The 21,249-nt window shown below is 46.8% G+C and carries 16 protein-coding genes; 5 read left to right on the top strand and 11 right to left on the bottom strand.

All coding sequences use genetic code 11. The features are described 5' to 3' along the window. Positions 1-2,589: a glycine betaine ABC transporter substrate-binding protein gene (locus FS628_RS07590; protein ID WP_145320481.1), complete on the bottom strand. Its 2,589-nt coding sequence runs from the start codon at positions 2,587-2,589 to the stop codon at positions 1-3. Further along, complete coding sequence (locus tag FS628_RS07585) at positions 2,555-3,784, bottom strand: quaternary amine ABC transporter ATP-binding protein (RefSeq protein ID WP_145320479.1); 1,230 nt, start codon at positions 3,782-3,784, stop codon at positions 2,555-2,557. Before FS628_RS07585 ends, FS628_RS07590 begins: the two co-directional genes overlap by 35 nt. A 500-nt stretch (positions 3,785-4,284) precedes the next feature. On the opposite strand from FS628_RS07585, the gene FS628_RS07580 reads away from it, so the two are divergent. After that, on the top strand, positions 4,285-4,860 hold the full coding sequence (locus tag FS628_RS07580; RefSeq protein WP_145320478.1) for a GbsR/MarR family transcriptional regulator: 576 nt from the start codon (positions 4,285-4,287) through the stop codon (positions 4,858-4,860). Positions 4,861-4,988: 128 nt separating this feature from the next. Here the strand turns inward: FS628_RS07580 and FS628_RS07575 are convergent, their stop codons facing one another. Together FS628_RS07575 and FS628_RS07570 are read right to left on the bottom strand one after the other, a co-directional pair. Further along, positions 4,989-6,614, bottom strand: coding sequence for a helix-turn-helix domain-containing protein (locus FS628_RS07575; RefSeq protein WP_186327737.1), 1,626 nt, complete (start codon positions 6,612-6,614; stop codon positions 4,989-4,991). A 184-nt stretch (positions 6,615-6,798) separates the two neighbouring features. After that, the gene (locus tag FS628_RS07570) at positions 6,799-8,085 is read right to left on the bottom strand and encodes a DUF5050 domain-containing protein (RefSeq protein WP_145320474.1); all 1,287 of its coding nucleotides are present in this window, start codon (positions 8,083-8,085) and stop codon (positions 6,799-6,801) included. Positions 8,086-8,324: 239 nt separating this feature from the next. Between FS628_RS07570 and FS628_RS07565 the strand changes: the two genes are divergently transcribed. Both FS628_RS07565 and FS628_RS07560 read left to right on the top strand, forming a co-directional pair. Beyond that, complete coding sequence (locus FS628_RS07565) at positions 8,325-9,338, top strand: Gfo/Idh/MocA family oxidoreductase (protein ID WP_145320472.1); 1,014 nt, start codon at positions 8,325-8,327, stop codon at positions 9,336-9,338. A 32-nt stretch (positions 9,339-9,370) separates the two neighbouring features. Further along, positions 9,371-10,357, top strand: coding sequence for a Gfo/Idh/MocA family protein (locus FS628_RS07560; protein ID WP_145321457.1), 987 nt, complete (start codon positions 9,371-9,373; stop codon positions 10,355-10,357). 3 nt (positions 10,358-10,360) lie between these two features. Here the strand turns inward: FS628_RS07560 and FS628_RS07555 are convergent, their stop codons facing one another. The 3 genes from FS628_RS07555 to FS628_RS07545 form a co-directional block, all read right to left on the bottom strand. Next, complete coding sequence (locus FS628_RS07555) at positions 10,361-11,155, bottom strand: MurR/RpiR family transcriptional regulator (protein ID WP_186327736.1); 795 nt, start codon at positions 11,153-11,155, stop codon at positions 10,361-10,363. An 88-nt stretch (positions 11,156-11,243) separates the two neighbouring features. After that, positions 11,244-12,077, bottom strand: a complete 834-nt coding sequence (locus tag FS628_RS07550) for an ABC transporter permease (protein WP_145320468.1) — start codon at positions 12,075-12,077, stop codon at positions 11,244-11,246. Beyond that, positions 12,070-12,975: an ABC transporter ATP-binding protein gene (locus FS628_RS07545; protein ID WP_186327735.1), complete on the bottom strand. Its 906-nt coding sequence runs from the start codon at positions 12,973-12,975 to the stop codon at positions 12,070-12,072. Before FS628_RS07545 ends, FS628_RS07550 begins: the two co-directional genes overlap by 8 nt. 451 nt (positions 12,976-13,426) lie before the next feature. On the opposite strand from FS628_RS07545, the gene FS628_RS07540 reads away from it, so the two are divergent. Both FS628_RS07540 and FS628_RS07535 read left to right on the top strand, forming a co-directional pair. Further along, positions 13,427-15,262 carry an HSP90 family protein gene (locus FS628_RS07540; protein WP_145320464.1) on the top strand — a complete coding sequence of 612 codons (1,836 nt, stop codon included), beginning with the start codon at positions 13,427-13,429 and terminating at the stop codon, positions 15,260-15,262. Beyond that, positions 15,262-16,311: a hypothetical protein gene (locus FS628_RS07535; protein WP_145320462.1), complete on the top strand. Its 1,050-nt coding sequence runs from the start codon at positions 15,262-15,264 to the stop codon at positions 16,309-16,311. The genes FS628_RS07540 and FS628_RS07535 overlap by 1 nt, the downstream gene beginning before the upstream one ends. A gap of 151 nt (positions 16,312-16,462) precedes the next feature. Here the strand turns inward: FS628_RS07535 and FS628_RS07530 are convergent, their stop codons facing one another. The 4 genes from FS628_RS07530 to FS628_RS07515 form a co-directional block, all read right to left on the bottom strand. After that, complete coding sequence (locus tag FS628_RS07530; protein ID WP_145320460.1) at positions 16,463-18,670, bottom strand: serine hydrolase; 2,208 nt, start codon at positions 18,668-18,670, stop codon at positions 16,463-16,465. 50 nt (positions 18,671-18,720) lie between these two features. After that, positions 18,721-19,491, bottom strand: a complete 771-nt coding sequence (locus tag FS628_RS07525) for a DUF3169 family protein (protein WP_145320458.1) — start codon at positions 19,489-19,491, stop codon at positions 18,721-18,723. Further along, positions 19,488-19,700: a helix-turn-helix transcriptional regulator gene (locus FS628_RS07520; protein WP_145320456.1), complete on the bottom strand. Its 213-nt coding sequence runs from the start codon at positions 19,698-19,700 to the stop codon at positions 19,488-19,490. The genes FS628_RS07525 and FS628_RS07520 overlap by 4 nt, the downstream gene beginning before the upstream one ends. Positions 19,701-19,860: 160 nt before the next feature. After that, complete coding sequence (locus FS628_RS07515; protein ID WP_145320454.1) at positions 19,861-21,156, bottom strand: MDR family MFS transporter; 1,296 nt, start codon at positions 21,154-21,156, stop codon at positions 19,861-19,863. Positions 21,157-21,249 lie beyond the last annotated feature (93 nt).

Raw genomic sequence — 21,249 nt, 5'->3', positions numbered from 1 at the left:
TTAATTAACTTTTAAGTCTTCAACAGAGTTGATATCCATGTAAGTCGGAACTACCAGTCCTTGTTTGACTCCAGTCATGCTGACAGCTATATCAACAATCTGATCTCCATACGTCTCCCAATAGTCCCCGTGTGTAAGCGGGAGCCAAACGGCTGGAGAAGCATCGATATCACCTGCTGCTAAGCCTGCCCACATTGGACCAGCTTCGACTTGTAGGGCTTTGACGGTGTAACCCAGATCCGTCTCCAGCACATACTTCATCAGATTGGTACTCGCAATTTCAGAGTCCCATGCAACATAACCGAGACGTAAATTGTCACCTTTAACAGGGGTTAACCCCTTGGTCCACTCTTCAATTTGGTCCGGATGTTTTTCTGCATAAGTCTTGGCAGCTTCTTCAGGCGAAACGCCCTTTTGAATGTCTACCATGATTTCACTCATTTGATCCGCAGTCCAATTAAAGCGAGAGAAGAACTCATAGGCAACGGGATGATCTTCTTTGATTCCCTTACGTCCAACCGTGTGAACTTCCTCTGCATCGCCGAAAATTAAGTCGGGATCGTCCAGATACTTCAGATCATACTGATTGAACATCCAGTGTGGAGTCCAACCCGTAACGATGATGGGCTCCTCATTCTTATAAGCTTTGTCGAGCGATGCAGTCATCGCGGCTCCAGAACCTTCAATCAGATTCCAGTTAGACAATTCATAATGCTCAATCGCATTTGCCGTAGCTTTCATGAGACCTGCACCTGGATCAATACCAACGATTTGGTGATTAACCTCTTCGCCCACATTGGCACTTGCCGATGGAGTGGAAGAAGCAGCACCTGTCTCCAGATCTTCAATCGAATTTACTTCAGTCATGTAACTAGGAACCACGAGTCCTGTACGTACACCCGTCATGTTGGCACCCAGATCGTCCACCTGGTCTTTGTAACGTTCCCAGTAGTCAGCGTGTGTCAATGGCAGCCAAGCTGCTGGAGAGGCATCTACGTCGCCTGAGGCAACACCCGTCCACATTGGTCCGGCTTCGACTTGCAGAGCGTTAACTTTATAACCCAAGTTGTTTTCCATCACATATTTCAGCAAGTTGGTACTTGCGATTTCGGAATCCCAAGCCACATAGCTCAGTTTGAATGCATCACCGTTCACTGGAGTCAGACCTTTGGTCCACTCAGCAATCTGATCGGCATGTTTCTCCGCATAAGCTTTAGCTGCTTCTTCTGCGGATGTGCCATCCTGGATAGCAGTCATCATTTCACCCATTTCATCCGAGGTCCATTGGAAACGGGACAGGAATTCAAACGCAACAGGGTGATCTTCTTTCAGACCTTTACGGGCGATGGTGTGAATTTCTTCAGCATCACCGAAAGATTTCTCTGGATCTTCCAGATATTTCAGATCATATTTGTTGAACATCCAGTGTGGAGTCCAACCTGTAATAATGATTGGGTCTTCATTTTTGATCGCTTTGTCCAGCGTGGCCGTCATGGCTGCACCAGAGCCTTCAATCAGAGTCCAGTCAGTCAGGTTATAGTCTTCGATCGCTTTTGCTGCGGACTTCATGATACCAGCCCCTGGATCGATACCAATAATCTGATAGTTCACTTCTTCACCTACAGCATTGGCTCCTGAGTTGTTGCCGCCAGCGGAAGTCGTGCCACCAACGAAGTATTGTGAGAAACCAGCTACTAGCACAAGGAATGTTGCGGCAGCAGTGATCCACGCTTTTTGCTTGGTTGTAATGCGTGAGTTCTTTTTCCGACCTGGCATAAACACATTTTGTGTAAAACGGTCCAGAACAATCGCGAGTACAACAACGGCCAGACCGGCTTCGAAACCTTTACCGATTTGAAGTTGTGTTACGGCACGATAGACTTCCGCACCAATACCTTGTGCACCGATCATGGATGCAATAACAACCATGGACAGTGACAGCATGATGGTCTGGTTAATACCGGACATCACGGTAGGCAAAGCGAGTGGAAGCTGTACTTTGAACAATTTTTGCATGGAAGTTGAGCCGAATGCATCGGCTGCTTCAACCAATTCGCCAGATACCTGTCTGATACCCAGGTGAGTCAGACGAATCGTTGGCGGAATCGCAAATATAACGGACGCGATAACACCTGGAACGACACCAAGGCTAAAGAACGTAACCGCAGGCAGCAAGTAGACAAATGCAGGCATCGTCTGCATGAAGTCAAGCAGCGGTGTAATGATACGCGCCGCAGTTTTACTGTATGCGAGCCAGATTCCAACAGGCACACCAAGCAGGATCGAAACCAATCCTGAAGTGATAACCAGACCGAGTGTGTCCATCGATTGGGACCAGTATCCCAAGTTATCTACGAGCAAGAACCCGATAACCGTAAATAGTGTCAGTGGGAGTCGACCTACGAGGAACGCAAGAACACCCAATATGGCAATGAACAGGAGTGGATGGGGCAGCATGAACAGCCCGGAGAAGAATCCGACTACTGCCTGAATAACAACAGAGATTACATTAAACAATCCGGAGAGCGAGGAGCTCATCCAGTCAACGATGGATTCAATCCACGATGCTAGTGGTATTTTGGGAATCATTCACAAGTTCCTCCTTTACTGCAACTTCACCGCTAAGTGCACCCAGCAGGGCACCGCGGACGATAACACCTTGCAGACGGCCATTCTCACCAACAACAGCGAGAGGCACATGGGCAGAACTTACAATTTCGAACAATTCATGAATCAGGGTCTCAGGCGACACTGTCGGCCCGTCCGTGATCAGAATGTCGTTCAATACTTTGTTTTCGCGCATGGCACGGGTTGCATCTTCAGCTGTAATAACACCAAGCAGTTTCTTCGAACGGTCAATGACAAACAGGTTGGAAATACCACGTTCGCGCATTAATTCGAGGGCAACACGAGGACCACGGTCAAGCGTAATTGTTTCAGGGCGACGCATCACATGGGATGCAGTAAGAACCTTGGACAGATCCACGTCTTCGACGAAGCGGGCCACATATGAGTTGGCCGGTTGAATCATGATTTCTTCCGGTGTACCGATCTGCACGACTGCGCCGTCTTTCATGAGGGCAATACGATCGCCGATGCGCAGCGCTTCGTCCAAGTCATGGGTAATGAAAATAATCGTCTTTTTCATTTTATCTTGAAGCTCAATCAGCTCATCCTGCATATCACGGCGAATCAATGGATCAAGTGCACTGAAGGCTTCATCCATTAATAGTACTTCGGGGTCATTGGCAAGCGCACGGGCTAAGCCGACACGTTGCTGCATCCCGCCACTGAGTTCATCTGGCATTTTGTCTTCCCAGCCTTTAAGGCCAACCAGCTCAAGTGAAGTTTTCGCTTTCTCACGGCGTACGTCTTTGTCTACTTTCTGTATTTCCAATCCATACTCCACATTATCAAGAACGGTACGGTGCGGGAATAACGCAAACTTCTGGAAGACCATGCTGATCGTTTTCCGGCGCACTTCGCGCAATTGTTCTTTGTTCATCTTGCGAAGATCCTTACCATGGACCAGAATTTCTCCGGATGTTGGTTCAATCAGGCGATTGAACATCCGTACTAATGTGGATTTACCACTCCCGGACAGCCCCATAATAACGAAAATTTCGCCTTCCTTAATCTCCATGTTGACCCGGTTGACACCAACCGTTATCTGTTTTTCTTTGGCCAACTTTTCTTTACCCCAACCTTGCTCCAGTAATTGCAGACCTTGCTCGGTTTGGGGTCCAAACAATTTACTTACGTTTTTCACTTCAAGTATGGTCATGTTTTCACCCCTTCTGATGTGTTGTGCACTTCGAACGGCTTTTAGCATCCACAAGCCCATACACTTGTGCGCCCAGCCACGAAATCCGGTAATTGTTGCTTCGCTTCCCGTCTTTCTGGGTAACGTTTTTTATTCTAACAATACTTAACCAGTATATCAACCGAATAAACAGTACATAATGTTTGTACAGTAAAAACTGTACAAAGTTTTCCTTCCATATGCTCCGCCATTCTCCTTATTCTGCCTAATGAGGTTCCTTTACATTTGATAACGCTTTTCCTACAATAGAAAATGAGCTGAATTGAAGCTAGATTTTTTGGTTAAAAGAAAGTCATAGGCAATTGTAGCCTGGTAAAGTTCCCATTTTCATACATTGGGTGAAAGAAAGCCCTCTGGCATATAGGATGTCCGGCCGGATGCTTTCCCATGTAAGCAGGACTTTTAAAGTGTTGCAATTATTTTGCCAAGACTGTGGAATGTTCAGAATGGAGGTTGCAAGCATGGGCTTGGACCATTTACAAGAGGAACAGCAGGCAACCGTGCTGAAGATTCGTAAACGCGTCATTGAAGCCATTGGACGTAATATGGATCTTTACGGCGTTACGCTGTCAACGGGACACTTATATGGATTGCTATTTTTTGCAGACAAGCCAATGACCCTTGACGATATGGGACGGGAAATGGAAATGAGCAAAACGAGTATGAGTACAGGTGTACGAACACTGCTGGATTTGAAAATGGTGAATAAAGTATGGAGCAAGGGCTCCAGGAAAGACCTATATGAAGTGGAGTATGACTGGCATCAGACGTTTACGGATTATTTTGCTATCAAATGGAGAAAAGCTGTGGAGAGTAACCTTCAGATTCTACGGAAATCCATTGACGAACTGAATCGCTTAGTCGAAGATCTGGATGAGCAGGCAGATGCTGAACTTATCCACATCCTGATGGAAGACAAACACAAGGTTTTGCAAGCGGAAGCATATTACAAATGGTTGGATCGGTTAATTGATACCATGGAAGATGAAGAGATATATAAGTTGGTTCCGAAGGAAGAGATTAAGGAACACTCATAATTACATGCAAAGGGCCCTTTCCGTTATAGGAGAGGGCCCTTTGGCCTGTGCAATATCTTACTGAATTATAATTGAAGGAACACGATGTAAAAGAAACCTTGCCCAACGTATCAACTTATGTTCAGTGTCTAATGTCCGATCAGACCTGCATGAGAAAAGACCACAGACTGCTGGGCAATCTGTTCCAGTTCATTTAGAATCTGCAGCCGTCCAGCCGGAGTCCAGCATAACCGTTGCCAATTCGAAATATCGTGAACGTTACCTTGCAACACGGCAGGGGAACGATTCCACGATGCCGTTTGTTTCATGCGTCGGAACACCTTTTCACTGGCAGGATGAAGCGTAGCACGATGAATAAATAGGTAATCCGTGTCCAGCACGGGGATGCTATCTGCTGCATACTCATTTCTGTAGATTTCGGGAGATACAAGCTGGGCAGGATGGAGCTCCAGTTCATCATACAACAACTGATTTAACGGGTCCTCGCCTGATCCCTGCAAGCGGATGGACTGGTTCGTAATGTGCATCAGAGCAATACGTCCCTGTTCGAAATACGGTTGTAGGCTTTGGCTTGCCTCAAGCTTGCGAAACTCAAGTTCCTTGAAATTCAGCAACGCCTGCTTCTCACGTCCAACCAGTTCGGCTATGCGAATATGGTTCTTTTTCCAGTCATTTGTTGATTCTAAAATGATGGTAGGTGCAATGCTTTTTAGCCGATCGTAATAGGGCTGGTGGTAAAAGTCACCGATGATCAAGTCTGGCTTCGCCTGCCGAAGTTGATCTAATTGCCTGGTTAATCGGCGTTCTTGTTCATAATCATCGGCATCGCGATCAAGGGCTCCTTCCAGCACAGCTACCGGATGCAGTCCAAGCGAGGCCAGGTTCTCGTGGAATCCCATAATGGATGCCGTGGCAACTCGAAGTTGATCTCTTTTCATATATACACTGGGTGCAATCCCCAAGGTTTGTTTGAATTTGCGGCTAAAATAATACTCGTTGCCATACCCGACAGATATCGCGACGTCTTTGAAGTTACACGTTTCCGCTGTCAGGTGTTTTTTGGCTTCGTCTATACGTAAACGGTTCAGGTAATCGGTGGGGGACATGCCCTTGGCTTTCTTGAAACTGCGAGAATAAGAGCTGGGTGTAAGTCCAGCAATCTTGGCGAGTTGATCCATGCTAATTCCTTCACTCATGTAACGTCGCATATACATAATGCTGCGTTCCAAGGCAGGGTCTACTTTCTCATGATTGGCTTCCAGCCGATTCTCCGAGAGAAACTGCAGCAGTTCGTGCAGCTGGCTATGTATACTGATAAAGTGATCCGGTTGAAGACCGCGATAGGTTTCATACAGTTGTTCCAAACGTGATACAGCCTGCTGTTCGTGACGAACCAGCAATCTGCCTGTCTGCCAATCCAGCGGGAAGCCAGGAGTAGGGGTCATTTTCCATTCACCACGGACTTGCTGCAAACGAACAGTATCCATGCTTAGCAATATACATTCGGTCACATTCGAGCGTGCAGCGGCCTCAATGGTTGTACCTGGATTCAAAACGAACAAGCTGCCGGCTTGAGCCGTATAGACTGTATCATTCAGGACCAGAACACCGTCTCCTTGCAAAATAAGACAGAGCATGGGCCGGGACACCGTCTTGCCTTGCACACGGAAGTTCTCCCCACGACGCACACGGCACATGGAGGAGAGGAGCGGTAGAGATGAGGTTTCAGCAATGAAAGGAAACTGTTCAGTCATACGGACCATCCTTTTGTCTTATTTTCTTAATGATAACAATTATCATTCTCATATGGAAGATGTTTTTGAAAAATAGTTTTCGACACCAAAAAGGACTACCAAGAGCCAATATGGCTGCAAGGTAATCCTCATTGTTATGGACAAGGCTGTTAAATAGGCTATGTGCCTGAATCCACAGTATAGGTTAGTACGGTGTTACCAATAGAATATTGTCGAGGAAAACGTCACTCATTACTTTTTTACCAGTTCCCCCCGTTTGCACGTGATACAGGCGATACTGATCTTTGGCATTGATGTAGAACAGGCCGGCAACATCATCTCTGATATGGAATGCATCCCATTCGTCACTGGTAAGTTTGGTTACCTTGAGAGCTGTGTTGACTGAATAGAGACCGTTGTTGCCCGAGATGTATGCAGCCGTCGGTGTGCCATTGGTCAATTGATTCGCAACATACGTTACATTGTTCAGGTTCAGGTTGGCGGACTTGGTCACTTTGTTGCCGGAGACCGTTTTGGCATAAGCCTTTTTGTCTGCATCAATAATTACAACCTTGTCTGTACCGAGTGCACTTACTTCCCGGACGCTCTTGTTATGAAGCTGAAGCGTTTTGGCTGAAGTCGTTAACGCAAACGCTTTGCCTTTGGCGTAATTGTAATCCTTGTTACTATCCAGCGCGATTCCTTTGTTATACACGTAAAGATTGTTCCCCCAACCACCGGAATATACAGCATTCACATCCAGCTTGGCTTTTGGGTTAACTGCAGTGGCCTTGCCAGTGTTGTAATTAACCTTATACATAACGACAGCATTGGTTGAGTAAAACTGCTCGTAAGGGTCTGTATTGACCATCAGTTGCATTTCTTTTTTGGCTTGATTGGTAAAATAACGACTTTCCACTGCGCCTGCGGCAATCCGCTGTACAGCTCCAGAGCCGTTGGACGTTTTGGAGACGATCCATGTGTTTCCATTAACTAATGCATTATAGTAGGCACGCCCTTTGGCGACCACGAGAAATGGAAAATCGGTATCGGCCTTGTCGGCAATCTTGGTGGCAGTGGAAGCATCACTATTGCCATTAGCGCGATAGATCGTGCCTGTTGCGTCCAGATAATAAATGAACCCGTTATCCGTATAATAGCTGAGTACATCTGTAGCAAATGTCTCTGCTGCATCGCTGGACCCGTCATTCGGAACCCGAAGCAAGGTTGTGGAAGAAGCAGTCTGAGTGTAGTAGAGATAAGAGCCTGCTGCGAGCAAGTCCACACCTTGGAAATCAATTAATACTTCCGTTGTGTTACTGCCATCAGCGGATACTTTGTACAAGACTCCGTCGGACTCATAATACACTGTGGATTGGCTGAGTGTAGCTGCTTGGGCTGCGCTTCCGCCTCCCAATGTCATTGCTGCAAGCAGTGTAATGAGCAGCAATGTACAGATGGTTCGTTGTAAGTATGTATACCCTGTTTTCATTCTTTCATCGTCCCCTTCGTTCTATATGTATGTAATTAACGCCTTATGTTATATCGGTAAACAATGGAAGATATGTTAGATCTCGAATGTGAAAAAAGGAGAGAATGAAATTGAATTTCATGCATATTCAAACCTGAAATCGAATTGCGCATGTTGCTGCCAATCCTGTCCCAAAGCATTCTCCGCTTGACTTGATCGTGATAACATAGCACTCAACCCGAGCAGAGGAGTGAGCGATCATGTTATTGAATATGGCGATCATCGGATTTGGGAATGCAGTGGTGAATTATCACCTGCCTTATCTGGACGAGAAAGAGAACATCAAGGTGAAGGCGATCTATCGTCGGGAGGAAGACCGAATTGGCGATACAGAGCGTGAATCACTCTATCCCGAGATTACATTTACAACGAACATCGAAGACCTATTGCAGGATGATGAGATTGAGTTGATTGTTGTTGCTACCCATGTGGATAGCCATGTTGAATATGCCAAGCTGGCATTGGAACATGGGAAACATGTGCTGGTGGAGAAACCTTTTGCTCCCACTTCTGCGGAAGCCAAGGATATTTTTGAACTAGCCACCCGCAACAATCTCATCGCCATGGCGAATCAAAATCGCAGATTTGATGGTGACTTTCTGACATTGAAAAAAGTGATCGAGAGTGGCAAACTGGGGAACATTGTTGAAATCCAGTCCCATTATGATTATTTTATCCCACAGTATGCGAGAAGCGGATTTGGATTGCTGCATGGCTTGGCCGTGCATACCATCGATCAATTGATCTCCATATATGGCGTAGCCGATGGAATTGTTTATGATGTTCGGAGTTTGATTGCGCCGGGTGAATCTGATGATTATATTGATATTGATTTTCGTTATGGAAGAATGAAGGCCACCATCAAGTGCAGCCTTCTCGTGAAGATCGAGCATCCCAAATTCATTGTACACGGGGATCGGGGAAGCTTTGTCAAATATAGCAGCGGACATCAAACGAAAAGTGGGGATGGACGAACCCGGGTATCTATTGAATCTGAATCGGAGGATAACTGGGGTACGATCAGTTATGTTGATGAGGATGGAACATCACATACGGAGAAAGTTCCTTCGGAAGCAACGGACTATGGCATGTTATATGATCAACTGCTTCAAGCCATTCGACATCACGGTGATAAACCGGTCAAGGATGAAGAGGTTTTGTATGTATTGGATATTTTACATGACGGAATCGAAGCGGCGAAGAAAGTCGACTGAAAAACAACCAACGACAGGAGCGAAACGATATGATGAATATAGCAACGATTGGTACAGGGTCCATTGTGGATGCCATTTTGTCCGCGATCAATGAACTGGAAGATGTTACGTGTACAGCGATGTACTCCCGGAAGAGAGAGACAGCACAGGAGCTTGCGGGAAAATATGCTGTAGGTACAATCTATACGGACCTGGAATCCCTATTCTCAGATGTGAGTGTAGATCTCATCTACATTGCTTCACCGAATAGCATGCATTACGAACAGGCCTATCAGGCACTTCAACACGGCAAGCATGTCGTCTGTGAAAAACCGTTCACGTCCACGCTTCAGGAAGCAGAAACGTTGATTGCACTTGCGAAGGAAAAAAATCTGTTGCTGTTTGAAGCGATCTCCAACATTCATCTACCTAATATTAAAATCATACAGGTGCAACTGCCCAAGCTCGGTCGAATCAAACTCATCCAGTGTAACTACAGTCAATACTCGCGCAAATACAATGATCTGCTGGCAGGGGAGACACCGAACGTATTTAATCCACAATTTTCTGGTGGGGCGCTGATGGATATTAATATTTATAATCTGCATCTGGTCATGAATCTGTTTGGCAGGCCGAATTCCGTATCGTATACCGCGAATCAGCATGCGAACGGCATTGATACATCAGGTGTGGTGGTTCTTAAATATCCGGAGTTTATTGCGGAATGTGTAGGTGCCAAAGACACAAGCAGCATGAACTTTGTCCTTATTCAGGGAGAGAAGGGGTATCTTCAGGTTGTGGGAGGAGCAAATGGTTGCCGGGAGATCAAGCTTCAGATCGGAAATGAGCCTGCTGAGTCGTATAATGCGCAGACCAAATCCAATTGGCTGTACTATGAGTGGGAAGCGTTCAGGGACATCTATGCAAGTGGAGATCTCAAACGGTCTTACGAACTACTGGAACACAGCCAGTCTGTGATGAGTGTGCTCATGAGTGCGCGTAAGGATGCTGGAATTCAATTCGCAGCAGATCAACGGTAATCGTTAATACGTGTCGCTAATGCTTCCCATGTACAACATGTCGAAAATATAAAGTACAGAGACCATCGAAGACATTTTGGACAGCCTTAATTGTTCATTGTATCCATAAGCCAGCAGCGTCTCGTCACAATGCTTGGACAGTGTTGAATGGTTGTTGCCCGTGACCGCGATGACTTTCATTTGTTTGTTGCTCAGCACTTTGGCGGCTTCAATCATGGATTGGTTCTCTCCTGTGTGCGAAATAACAAAAGACAGCGTCAGGCTATTGGGGTTTATCGTGTTCAAATAATGCATGTTGGGACTATTGTGAGCAATCGCAGATATGCCGAGTTCATTCCACTTGGCACAAGCCTGTTGCGCCAGGTAATAATTCATATCACTGCCATAGATATCGATGCGTCCGGATTGTTTGACCCAGCCCGCGATTCGTTGCAAAACAGGAGCGTTTAACATCCGGCGGGTATCTTCCAGCGCCTGCTGATACAGGTAAGGAACCGAGTCGATGGCAGCCAGCACGTTGCCTTGTTCTGCAATTGCATGATCCTGCGTCTGCATGGCGGAAGGCATCTGTTGATATTCAAGAGCAAGCTTTAACTGAAAGTCTGGGTACCCCTTGGTACCCAGCTTTTTGCATAAGCGAACAATGGTGGATGAGCTTGTATAGGTCTGCTGAGCCAGTTCATGGGCTGTAGAATCGAACACAACTTCGGGATTGTTCAGGATATAGTCCACAATATGCTTCTCCTGTGCCGTTAATTGGGGAGCATATTTTAATTTTTGAAGTAGTTTGGATTCCATGCGGTTATTCCATTCCTCTCTATTACCATCCGAAAGTATATGTCTCCACATCATAACCTGCGTTTATTTATTTCTCAATCTACATCACTCAGATCTGACTTTCCGCCAGTTGCTGACGACTATTCCATAGCGTTACGAAACGAAGGAGAACCACACTAATGAGCATGAGCACAGCTCCAATCATGAGTAACATCCAAGGACCGATCAGCAGCATGCCACTGGCCTGACCAGCGACTAAGGCGATTAGGGGAATGACAACCAATCCTCCAAGCTGATAGGCTTCCTGGAACCCACGAACCTTGGCCGAGATCAGCACGTTTAACAAAATGACCATAAGACTGCAAGCAGGAACAACCCACAGGACCAGAATCATCCAGTTCAGATTGGGAAACATCAACGTTCCAAACATGGGGTACATCAGAATATTGGCAATCAATCCGTAGATCAGGAAAGTAACCCAGGATAATAGAATGGATGGGATCAGGGCAGCCAGTACTTTGCCTTTAAAAAGAGTGTCCATGCTGATCGGTGCAAATAACAATCCTTCCAGCGTTTTACGTTCCTTTTCTCCAGCGAAACTATTGGCCGTCAGAATACTGGAGGCCATCACCGGAATGATGAGAAACAAGGGAGCGAACATATACATGGCCAAATAATAGACAATACGATGATTATCTGTAGGCATGGAAGCAAGCTGAGGAATCTGTCCACTATGGGTTAACGAATCCAATGATTCGAGCAGAAAGCTGATGTTGCCCAGAGAACGAAGTTCCATTCTGGAGGCCGCCCACAGGAGCGCAGAGGGCATGATAATTCCGATGATCAGTGGAACGATTAACATGGGCAACCAGAGCTGAACACTGGCGGTGACGGACCGAATATCTTTGCGTACCAGTGCGCGTATGGCTTGGCGGTTATTCATGATGGTGTGCCTCCCTTATGGCAAAATAGATACTTTCCAGATCACTGCCCGTGATGCGGGCCTGATAGACTTGGCCATGCTCCGTTAATTGCCGTAACAGCACTGGAATATCCTCACGGGATGGAAGCTGATACGTCGCTTGATATGCGGATGTCGCCTCAGGTGTATAATCGGTTGAATTGTGCCATCCATTGGGCATGTTGGCTTCTACTTCGAGCTTTGGTGTGGACAGGTACCGGCTAACAATCTCCTGTTCCGTACCCTCCTCAACAATGCGGCCCTTTTCCATGAAAATATAACGATCACAGACAGCTGACAGTTGGGACAGCACGTGAGACGAGACCAGAATCGTCATCTTTTCTTCCTTATTTAACTGACGGATGATGCGAAGCACCATCTGAATTCCATCCGGATCCAGGCCATTGGTTGGCTCATCCAGAAACAGGATGGAAGGACGGTGCAAGAGCACTCGTGCAAGGCCCAAGCGTTTCTTCATGCCTGTGCTATAGGTGCCGACTTTGCGATGCTGATATTCCTGCAACTCGAACAGGTTCACAAGCTCATCAATTCGTTCTCTGGCTTGCTTCAGACCAAAAGCATCAGCGAAGAAAGTCAGATTGTCACGCCCGCTCATATTTTCATATAATCCACTTTGTTCGGTAAGGGTGCCACACATGGCTAGCACTTTCTCCGCCTCACGAGCCGCGTCCAATCCGTTAATGGTTACCTGTCCACCTGAGGCACCCAAGACACCGTTCATGATACGGATCAGTGTGGTTTTGCCCGAACCGTTGGGGCCAATCAACCCAGTGACGCTGCCTTGCTTAACTGTGAAGCTGACATCATTCAGTGCTTGATGCACCTTGAATTGCTTGGATATATTGCGTACTTCGATCATGTACATTCACCGTCCGATCTGAGTTTGGAGATTATACGTCCGGTAGGAGCATATCGTTCAAATGGATGACAAAAAAAGATAAATCTCTCCGTCAATAGTCCCGGATGGAGGGTGCACACATATCCCCAATTCCCCTTCAAATCGGGTCTCAGGTTTGTTTTCACTATGACTTGTACCATGTATCCTTATTGTAAGGATCGAATATCCGTTTCATTGCTAATGTTGACGTGGTAATGAAATATAACGGCTAACATCTCAGGCATGCCTGAAATATGCATCTAACGCCGGTCTTGGTTACCCAGGGCCGGCTTCACGTCATGCCTTGGCGTGCCTGTCGGGGAACGTCAGTTTTTAACAATTACATAATGAATTCGTCTAACACATTTATATGTATACATTGTATGGGGACATATGGTGTTCGGACGTAGAGGAAGAGGAAGGTGAGTGAATCATGACAGCATCCAATGAGTATCGTTTTCAAGTGAATCTGAGCGGTATGATCCAGATTTTGTCCAACCATCTATATAGCAGTCCGAAAGTGTTCTTGCGTGAACTGATGCAGAATGCGACGGATGCGATTACTGCACGAACAGAGGCAGAGCCCGGATATCAGGGTACAGTGCGTGTAGAACTGACAGGAACAGGTGAGCAGCTGACCATGATGGTGGAGGACAACGGCATCGGCTTGACTGAAGCTGATATCCATGAATTCCTGGCCATGATCGGACAATCCTCGAAGCGCGGACAGCAAGCGCTGCTGGATGGAGAGTCTTCGTTTATCGGGCGTTTCGGGATCGGGTTGTTATCCTGTTTCATGGTGAGTCACGAAATCGTCATGCTGACGCAATCCGCCAAGGGTGGCCCTTCGATGGAATGGCGGGGTAAGCCGGATGGCACATATACGATCCGTCAGCTGGATACACAACTGTCCCCAGGGACCAAAGTATATCTACGCTGCACACCAGACGCAGCTCACTACTTTGAAGCAGATTATGTGAAAGAAGCTCTGTTCTATTATGGAGCGTTATTGCCGTATCCGGTCACGCTGCATCATGATGGTATGCAACATGTGGTGAATAGCGAGACGCCGATCTGGCTGATGGACCCTGCACTCGCACGTTCACGCAGAGCAGAGGTATTGGCTTTTGGTGAACGTCTGCTTGGCGAGAAGTTCCAGGACTTTATTCCTTTAACGACGGCTTCAGGCCGTACGGGAGGCATTGCTTTTGTGCTGCCACACGCAGTCAATCTGAATGCCAAGCGTTCTCACCGGGTGTATCTGAAGCGAATGCTGATTTCGGAGAAAGCAGAGAACATTTTGCCAGAGTGGGCTTTCTTCGTGAAATGTCTGATCTGGACAGATGAGCTTCAACCGACGGCTTCGCGGGAACATTTCTATGAAAATGAAAAGCTGGAGGAAGTTCGCTCCGAACTCGGCGACGCACTTCGCAAGGGACTGGCCGACATGGCTGAGAGCCAGACGGAACGGCTGCAGAAGCTGATTCGCCTGCATGCCCTGTCCATGAAGGCGCTGGCTGTACAGGATCAGGCATTCTACGCGATGATTCACCGCTGGCTGCCATTTGAGAGCACCAGGGGCCACCGGGAACTCGGTGAGCTAATGGATGAAGGGGAGACGCTGTATTTCACGTCCTCTGTAGACGAGTACCGTCAGATCCATCATGTGGCTTCCGCACAATCGATGCTGGTTATTAACGGTGGCTACATCTATGACAGCGAGTTGATGGCGACACTGCCTTTGGCTGTGCACAATGTCCACACGGAGCGGCTCCAGCCGGATCAGGTCTCGATGAGCTTCACCGATGTGCCACCCGCTGATCGTAATCAGTATTATGATGCGTTGCGACTGGCTGATTCCGCTTTGCAGCGTTTCAGATGTCGGGCTGAGGTCAAAGGTTTCAAGCCATCGGATCTGCCGGTGTTGTTCACGCTGTCTCAGGAATCCTCTACCCTGCGTGCGCTGGAAAAAGCGAGCGAAGAGAGCACTGAATTATTTTCATCTGTGCTTGGCTCCTTATCCTCTGGCATTAGTTCGGCAGGATATTCAACCTTGTACTTGAATGTGAACAATCCGGTTATTCAGCGTGTGTTAACGTCACCGGATGCCCAGATGACGCCGATTGCCATTGAGATGCTGTATGTCAATGCACTGATGATGGGGCATTATGCCATGAGCAAGCAAGAGCTTGAAGTGTTAAATCAGGGAATTGTCCGTTTTATAGATTGGGGTTTACGTGCAAATACAGATCGTAAGGGAGATGCCTGATGAAGACAGAGATGGACTTTGAGGAATTGATGGACGAGGCCTATGGCTTGCCTAATGGCCCGGCGAAGCTGGGGATGCTGGAAGAAGCAGCTAGAGTGGCCGATGTGAACGGCATGGAGGAAGAGGCATACGAAGCAAGATCGGAGATTGTGGAGACAGCAACATTCTGTGGTTATCCGATGAAAGCACTGATTGCTTTTTCCTGGCAGCTGGGCAAGTTCGACCAACAGCCAGAAGAATATGATGAAGAAACGTTAATGTGGTCTTACAAATGGATTCTAGGCAAACTATCCAGTTTCCCGGAAGTGTCTCGCGATAAAATGATGGAGCTGCTTGAGGACTTCGGACAGCGTTTCAAGTCATTCGGATACAGCGAACGGTCGTATTGGTATTATCGGTTCCGTATCTCCATGGATCTTGGGGAACTGGAGGAGGCAGGAAGCAGCTACGCCAAGTTCAGAACCATGGATCGAGACTTTATGAGTGATTGTGAAGCCTGTGAACAGGATGAGATTATGCGTTATTTCATCCTTACGGGTGATGACGAGAAGGTGCTTGAAGTGGCAAAACCGATCCTGAAAGGGCGGATGAGCTGTGCGGAGATTCCACATCTTACGTTATCGGAGATCTTGATGCCGCTCTACAGATTGGGGCGGACTGCGGAAGCAGACAAACATCAACAAAAGGGCTACCGGATGATCAAGGGACAAAATGATTTTGTGAGGAGCTTTGCCGAGCAAATGGATTACCTTGTACGCACCAATCCGGCGAAGGGGATCGATGTGCTGGAAGAAAGTCTGGTGTACGCGATGGATAATGAAGATCCATTTGCCAAAATGATGTTCTATGCCAGAACTGCACCCTTGTTACGTCGCTGGGCGGACGAATCCCCAGGATACCGACTTCGTCTACCTGCGTCCTTCCCTTATGAGGGAGATCCGGGAGATTTGCATAAACTGGCGGATTATTTTGCGGGATATGCCCAAGCAGCGGCAGACAAGTACGACCAGCGTAATGGCAATCGTCATGTCTCTTCCTTGCTGGCGTAGAAACGGATATCACTCTGTAACAGATAGATATAATAAGTTATGAAAAGTAAAGAAACAGGCTTGTTCAAGAAGGATTGTACCCTTCTGAACAAGCCTGTTTGTCTTACATCATGAGCATGATAAATCTAATCGCTATGAAGATGTATTATTTCTATTGTGCCGATGCTGGAGAAGGGACCAGTGTTGGCGCTGGAACCGGAGCAGTTTCTGCCTCATCACCCTCAGGCGCTGCTTCATCCGTTGGTTCCGCTGTCGGCTGCTGAGCAGCCATCAGTTCAGCGACGATTTGATCTGTTGGTTGTGTAAGCAGCGCATACATAATCGCAGCCTCTTCCTGACGAATCAGAGGTTTGCGGGAAAGTAAATCAACGGATCCATCTTCCAGCACTTTTACCTCAGGTCCATGGATACCAAGCTTTGCCATCATCTGAACGGCTGGTACAGCCCATGGGTCCGTGTGTCCTGCAAGTTGGACATCCTTGAACAGTTCATTAGGATATTGCAGTTGAAGAGATCTCCATATCATTACCATCGCTTCCTGTCTGGTGATAACTTGATCTGGTTTAAACTGTTGTTGATCCGTGCCTGTAATCATGCCAGATTCATACCCAAGCTGAATATATCCAGCTGCAGCATGATCGGCCCAATCGGTACCCGTAGGTGGTGTCGTTTTGCTGGCTTTCAATCCGCTCAATTTAAGGACATTCTCAATAAATTCAGCTCGAGTCACTGCCGTTTTTGGTTGAAAGGATTCGCTTGCATCATTCTCGTAATATCCAAGAGATTGTATTGCGTAGATTGCTTCAGCATAAGGACTGTTCTCACGAACATCCCGGAAGCCCATAGGCTTTTGACCTTTTTTCTCATAACCCATAGGGTTGAGGTAAGGTTCTTTCAGGTATGTGGTACCATCTGCATATTCTTTGAATGCTGTGAATTGACCAGTCAATTCATCTTTGAAGAGATTATCTTCCACTTGAATCAGGTTGCGTTGACCCAGGAATACATCGTTAATGCTCAATTGTCCTGGCTTATCCCCGCCACCTTTCAGAGAACTTACAATCGTGCTAAGTCGAAGATCTGCGTACAATCCGGTGAAGCGTTGCAGCTCAGCTGCTGATTGTGGCGTGTATTCCTTGAATTGCACAGGCTCTGCATATTGCGGGAAGAAATTCTGAATGAATGCCGGGTAGAACAGATTACGAAGTGCTCCATTCTGATTATACGTCAGGAAGACGCCTGTATTTTGCTCGGGAATAAGGAAGAGATAAGAGCTGAATCCGGTCAGGTCGCCTGCTTTCGTAATAACTTTTGGACTACTTCCTGCACCGGGAATCTGAAATGCTGCTTCGAATCCATAGGTGGTGTCCGGCAACAATGGGTGAATGGAAGAACGGTATTGTTCCATGCTTTTCACCGTGGATTCCTTGAGAATCCGCTCGTTGTCCTTCACGCCATCATTCAGGAAAGCAATCATGAACTTCCCAATGTCCTCTGTGGTAGACAACATGCCGCCTTGAGGCATAGGTGTTGGAGCGATGGTGTACAGATCAAGCGGATTGTGTGCCGCATCATAGCCTGTAGCCAGCTGCTTTTGGAACTTTTTGTCCAGCATGAAACTGCTGTTATCCATTCCTAGCGGTTTGAAGATATGTTGTTGCATGTAGGATTCAAAGGGTTCACCGCTTACATTCTCGACAATCATGCCAAGCAGCAAAAACGAAAAATTATCGTACATGTAGGCGCTACCAGGCTCTCGAACGACAGGAGGCATGTGTTGCTGTGCGTAATCCTCCATCGCTATGTACTTGTCGAAATCAGTATGGATGTCTTCCTGCTGAGGATCACGAATCTCGAATCCGGTCGTATGGGTGAGAAGATGTTCCACAGTTACAGGTTTGTCAAAAGGATTATCGAATTCGAGCCCTTTCACATAGGTCTGAAAATCAGCTTTCAGATCAACCTTGCCTTGCTCGACCAGCTGCATTACAGCTGCTGACGTGAAAGTTTTGGAGACAGAGGCTACACGGAAGGCAGTCTTTTTCGGATCGATTGGTGTTTTGCTCTCCACATCGGAGAAGCCATATCCTTTTTCCGCCAGTACTTTGCCATCTTTCACAACCACCACGGAGGCTCCGACATAATGGGGCTTTGCCTCAGGTGAATCGAAAAATGAATCCAGAAATGCTGTAGCCGATTCAGTTGTCAGCGCTTTCGTCTTACCCTGTTCAGCAGCTACAGAAGTCGGGGTCTCCGCCTGAACTGCGGGTACCCACAGACTGAGAGACAGAACCACGGCCATGAAAGCTCCTGTTAGGGAGGTGAACCTGAAGCGGGTGTTTCGTTTGGATAAATGCATGCAAACACTCCTTTATGAAAATATTTACAAAATAGTTACCTACCCATGTATTACTGATTACTCGCCCGATAGGTTTCACGATAATAGATTCCAATGTTGGCAATCCAGATCACAGAGAGCACTACAATCGGGAATGGAGCAAAGGTAAAGAGTATGGAATATAGAACCATAGAGACCATTCCGACACCAAGCAGCACGTTCATCATCTGGAAAGAACGATAGGCTGCGCGATACACGATCCATTTCTCGCCTTCATCCAGCTTCTCAAAATGATCCTTCTTCATATTGCGCGAGTTCAGATCCAGAGTGCGCTCAGGATAATAACGGTTGTATCGCTTCACAGTCAGAGTTTGCACTACCACGACGATGATAATGGAGATACATGAAGCAACGAGATTCAAGAGGTTAAACAGTTCTGGAGAATTCGGCATGGTTCGGTTGGATGCATACAAGGACAAGGCAAGTGCTGCCCAGGTAAACGTAAGAATAACGCTGAATCCGCTGAGTATCATCGCTTTTCCGAGGGAGCGCTCTGCGGGAGAGATGAGTGAATCGGAATCTCTATAAGCATCATCTTCCATGGGAGGGACAGATGGCGTGCGGGAGAGACTGAAGATGTTCCACACCGTCATAACTACCACAAGAGCCGCCAGGATTGCGAATAAAAGATCATAGTCATAGTACACGGACAACGTCCAGTTCAAGTCAGAAGGGACTTTACTGACTCCGCTAGCTCCGAGAAAACCAACTACAGCGCCACCAGCTGCATACAAGGGAAGACGCAACCGCTTTTTGATGGACGAAGATGATGAATTTTTCATTCTAATCCACCTTTCAATTCAAATATTTTTTCAACTGGTTCACGAAATACATGGGCTATTTTTAATGCCAGGACGACCGATGGAGAGTAGTCTCCGCGTTCAATCAGGGCAATGGTTTGGCGGGATGCGCCGATGAACTTGGCTAGTTCCGCTTGGGACAGCCGGTCTCTGGCTCTTAACTCCCGAACGTGATTGTGTAATTCTTCCACTTACTCACCTCCATGAACCTAATGTACATGATATTTGACTAAATGTAAACTATAATATACAAAATGTTTATGATCATTTACTTTTAAACATTGATATGACATGGAAAAGAGAGCCTGTTGGGCTCCCTTGGATGATTATTTTGTTGCCGGAAAAGTGAAATCAGGATGCATCTGTATATGTCAGATGTTCATTCTGTGTATCTGCCTTCCGAAGTGACATTCGGAAATAGACGAGCGCTCCAAGCCCCATTAGGCCATAGAGTACAGCCATTGCGTATGAAGGCAGAAAGGCCCCGATGCTTAACCCGAGACTTCCGAGGAGTGCAGCCACGTTATAGCTTAACCCATCAGCAGCCATGTAGGCAGCACGGTTCGAATCGGGAATCATACCAGCGAGCATGACCTGACGAACAGGGGCGTACATTAGTTCTCCAATGGTCAGGAGTATAGCAGATGAGATGAGTAACCAGGCCCAGTTGCTGAAAGCAAGCACGGCGAAGCCTGCGGTATACAGGCACATACCGACAGTCATGATGGACCTGAATTGGAAACGACCCATCCACCTGGAGAATGGAATGGCAAGCAAGGCAACCAAGACGGTGTTGATGACCATGATCAGGCTGAACATATGAAGACCAGAAAGATCCAAACCGAACAGTTGTGAGGTGAATTCACTTTTTAGACGAACAGCGATGTATTTATCCAGCTGGAATTCTAGGGAAACGGCAAGCACAGTTGCTGTGAAAAATATCATGAAACGTTTGTCTTGAAAGACCGCCCAGTATGTTTTCAGTATGTTCCTCTGGATTGGATTATCGGCTTCCATTAGTCTGGTGGATGGACCGGAACCATTGAATTGATTGTCAGAACCAAATGCACGATTGCCCATTGTTTCACGAATCATAAAGACCAGGATGAACAGGGTAATCATACTTTCTATACATACCAGACTAAACAATAGAAAACGAAAAGATTCGAAAAATAGCCCGCCCATCAGGGCACCAAAGGTCACAGCGATGTTCGTTGTCCAATATTGCAATCCGTACACATAATGACGTTCATGTTCACTGCTTACGTCGACGATCATGGCATTGGCAATCGGAACCGTGATTCCTGAACTGAGACTGCTGAGAAGAAACATGAGACAAGTGACGATAATCGAATCCATCCACGGCGAGTTGGCGATAGCCAAGCCAAGTAGAGCAAGGACCTGCAGACTTTGTGCGATCACCATTAATTTCTTTCTTCCAATTCGGTCAGACCAATATCCTGCCCACAATCCTATAATCATGGAAGCCACAATATTAACGGTCAGCAATAAGCCCGCCACTCCGGCGCCAATCTGAACACTCAAATAGATCGCCATGAATGGGATGATGGATTTCTGGGTCAGATCGGTGAAAAAATCAGTAATGATGCGTATTCTGATGTTCGGGTGCAAATCGGCGTATTTCATAAGTGTTCTTCTTCCTTCCCACTGGTCATGTAGCTGTTACTGAGTATAATGGAGGAAAACCTGAAGAAAAACTGTAGAAGCAATCGAATGGAT

It is taken from the genome of Paenibacillus xylanexedens, assembly GCF_007676705.1.
Taxonomy (GTDB): domain Bacteria; phylum Bacillota; class Bacilli; order Paenibacillales; family Paenibacillaceae; genus Paenibacillus; species Paenibacillus xylanexedens_C.
Note: the sequence above shows the minus strand (reverse complement) of the source record. Positions and strands in the feature narration are given on the sequence as shown.

What these genes read in the sequence shown, in the direction of transcription:
- FS628_RS07590 (WP_145320481.1), bottom strand. Translation starts at nt 2,589, where the DNA reads ATGATTCCCAAAATACCACTAGCATCGTGGATTGAATCCATCGTTGAC.
- FS628_RS07585 (WP_145320479.1), bottom strand. Translation starts at nt 3,784, where the DNA reads ATGACCATACTTGAAGTGAAAAACGTAAGTAAATTGTTTGGACCCCAA.
- FS628_RS07580 (WP_145320478.1), top strand. Translation starts at nt 4,285, where the DNA reads ATGGGCTTGGACCATTTACAAGAGGAACAGCAGGCAACCGTGCTGAAG.
- FS628_RS07575 (WP_186327737.1), bottom strand. Translation starts at nt 6,614, where the DNA reads ATGACTGAACAGTTTCCTTTCATTGCTGAAACCTCATCTCTACCGCTC.
- FS628_RS07570 (WP_145320474.1), bottom strand. Translation starts at nt 8,085, where the DNA reads ATGAAAACAGGGTATACATACTTACAACGAACCATCTGTACATTGCTG.
- FS628_RS07565 (WP_145320472.1), top strand. Translation starts at nt 8,325, where the DNA reads ATGTTATTGAATATGGCGATCATCGGATTTGGGAATGCAGTGGTGAAT.
- FS628_RS07560 (WP_145321457.1), top strand. Translation starts at nt 9,371, where the DNA reads ATGAATATAGCAACGATTGGTACAGGGTCCATTGTGGATGCCATTTTG.
- FS628_RS07555 (WP_186327736.1), bottom strand. Translation starts at nt 11,155, where the DNA reads ATGGAATCCAAACTACTTCAAAAATTAAAATATGCTCCCCAATTAACG.
- FS628_RS07550 (WP_145320468.1), bottom strand. Translation starts at nt 12,077, where the DNA reads ATGAATAACCGCCAAGCCATACGCGCACTGGTACGCAAAGATATTCGG.
- FS628_RS07545 (WP_186327735.1), bottom strand. Translation starts at nt 12,975, where the DNA reads ATGATCGAAGTACGCAATATATCCAAGCAATTCAAGGTGCATCAAGCA.
- FS628_RS07540 (WP_145320464.1), top strand. Translation starts at nt 13,427, where the DNA reads ATGACAGCATCCAATGAGTATCGTTTTCAAGTGAATCTGAGCGGTATG.
- FS628_RS07535 (WP_145320462.1), top strand. Translation starts at nt 15,262, where the DNA reads ATGAAGACAGAGATGGACTTTGAGGAATTGATGGACGAGGCCTATGGC.
- FS628_RS07530 (WP_145320460.1), bottom strand. Translation starts at nt 18,670, where the DNA reads ATGCATTTATCCAAACGAAACACCCGCTTCAGGTTCACCTCCCTAACA.
- FS628_RS07525 (WP_145320458.1), bottom strand. Translation starts at nt 19,491, where the DNA reads ATGAAAAATTCATCATCTTCGTCCATCAAAAAGCGGTTGCGTCTTCCC.
- FS628_RS07515 (WP_145320454.1), bottom strand. Translation starts at nt 21,156, where the DNA reads ATGAAATACGCCGATTTGCACCCGAACATCAGAATACGCATCATTACT.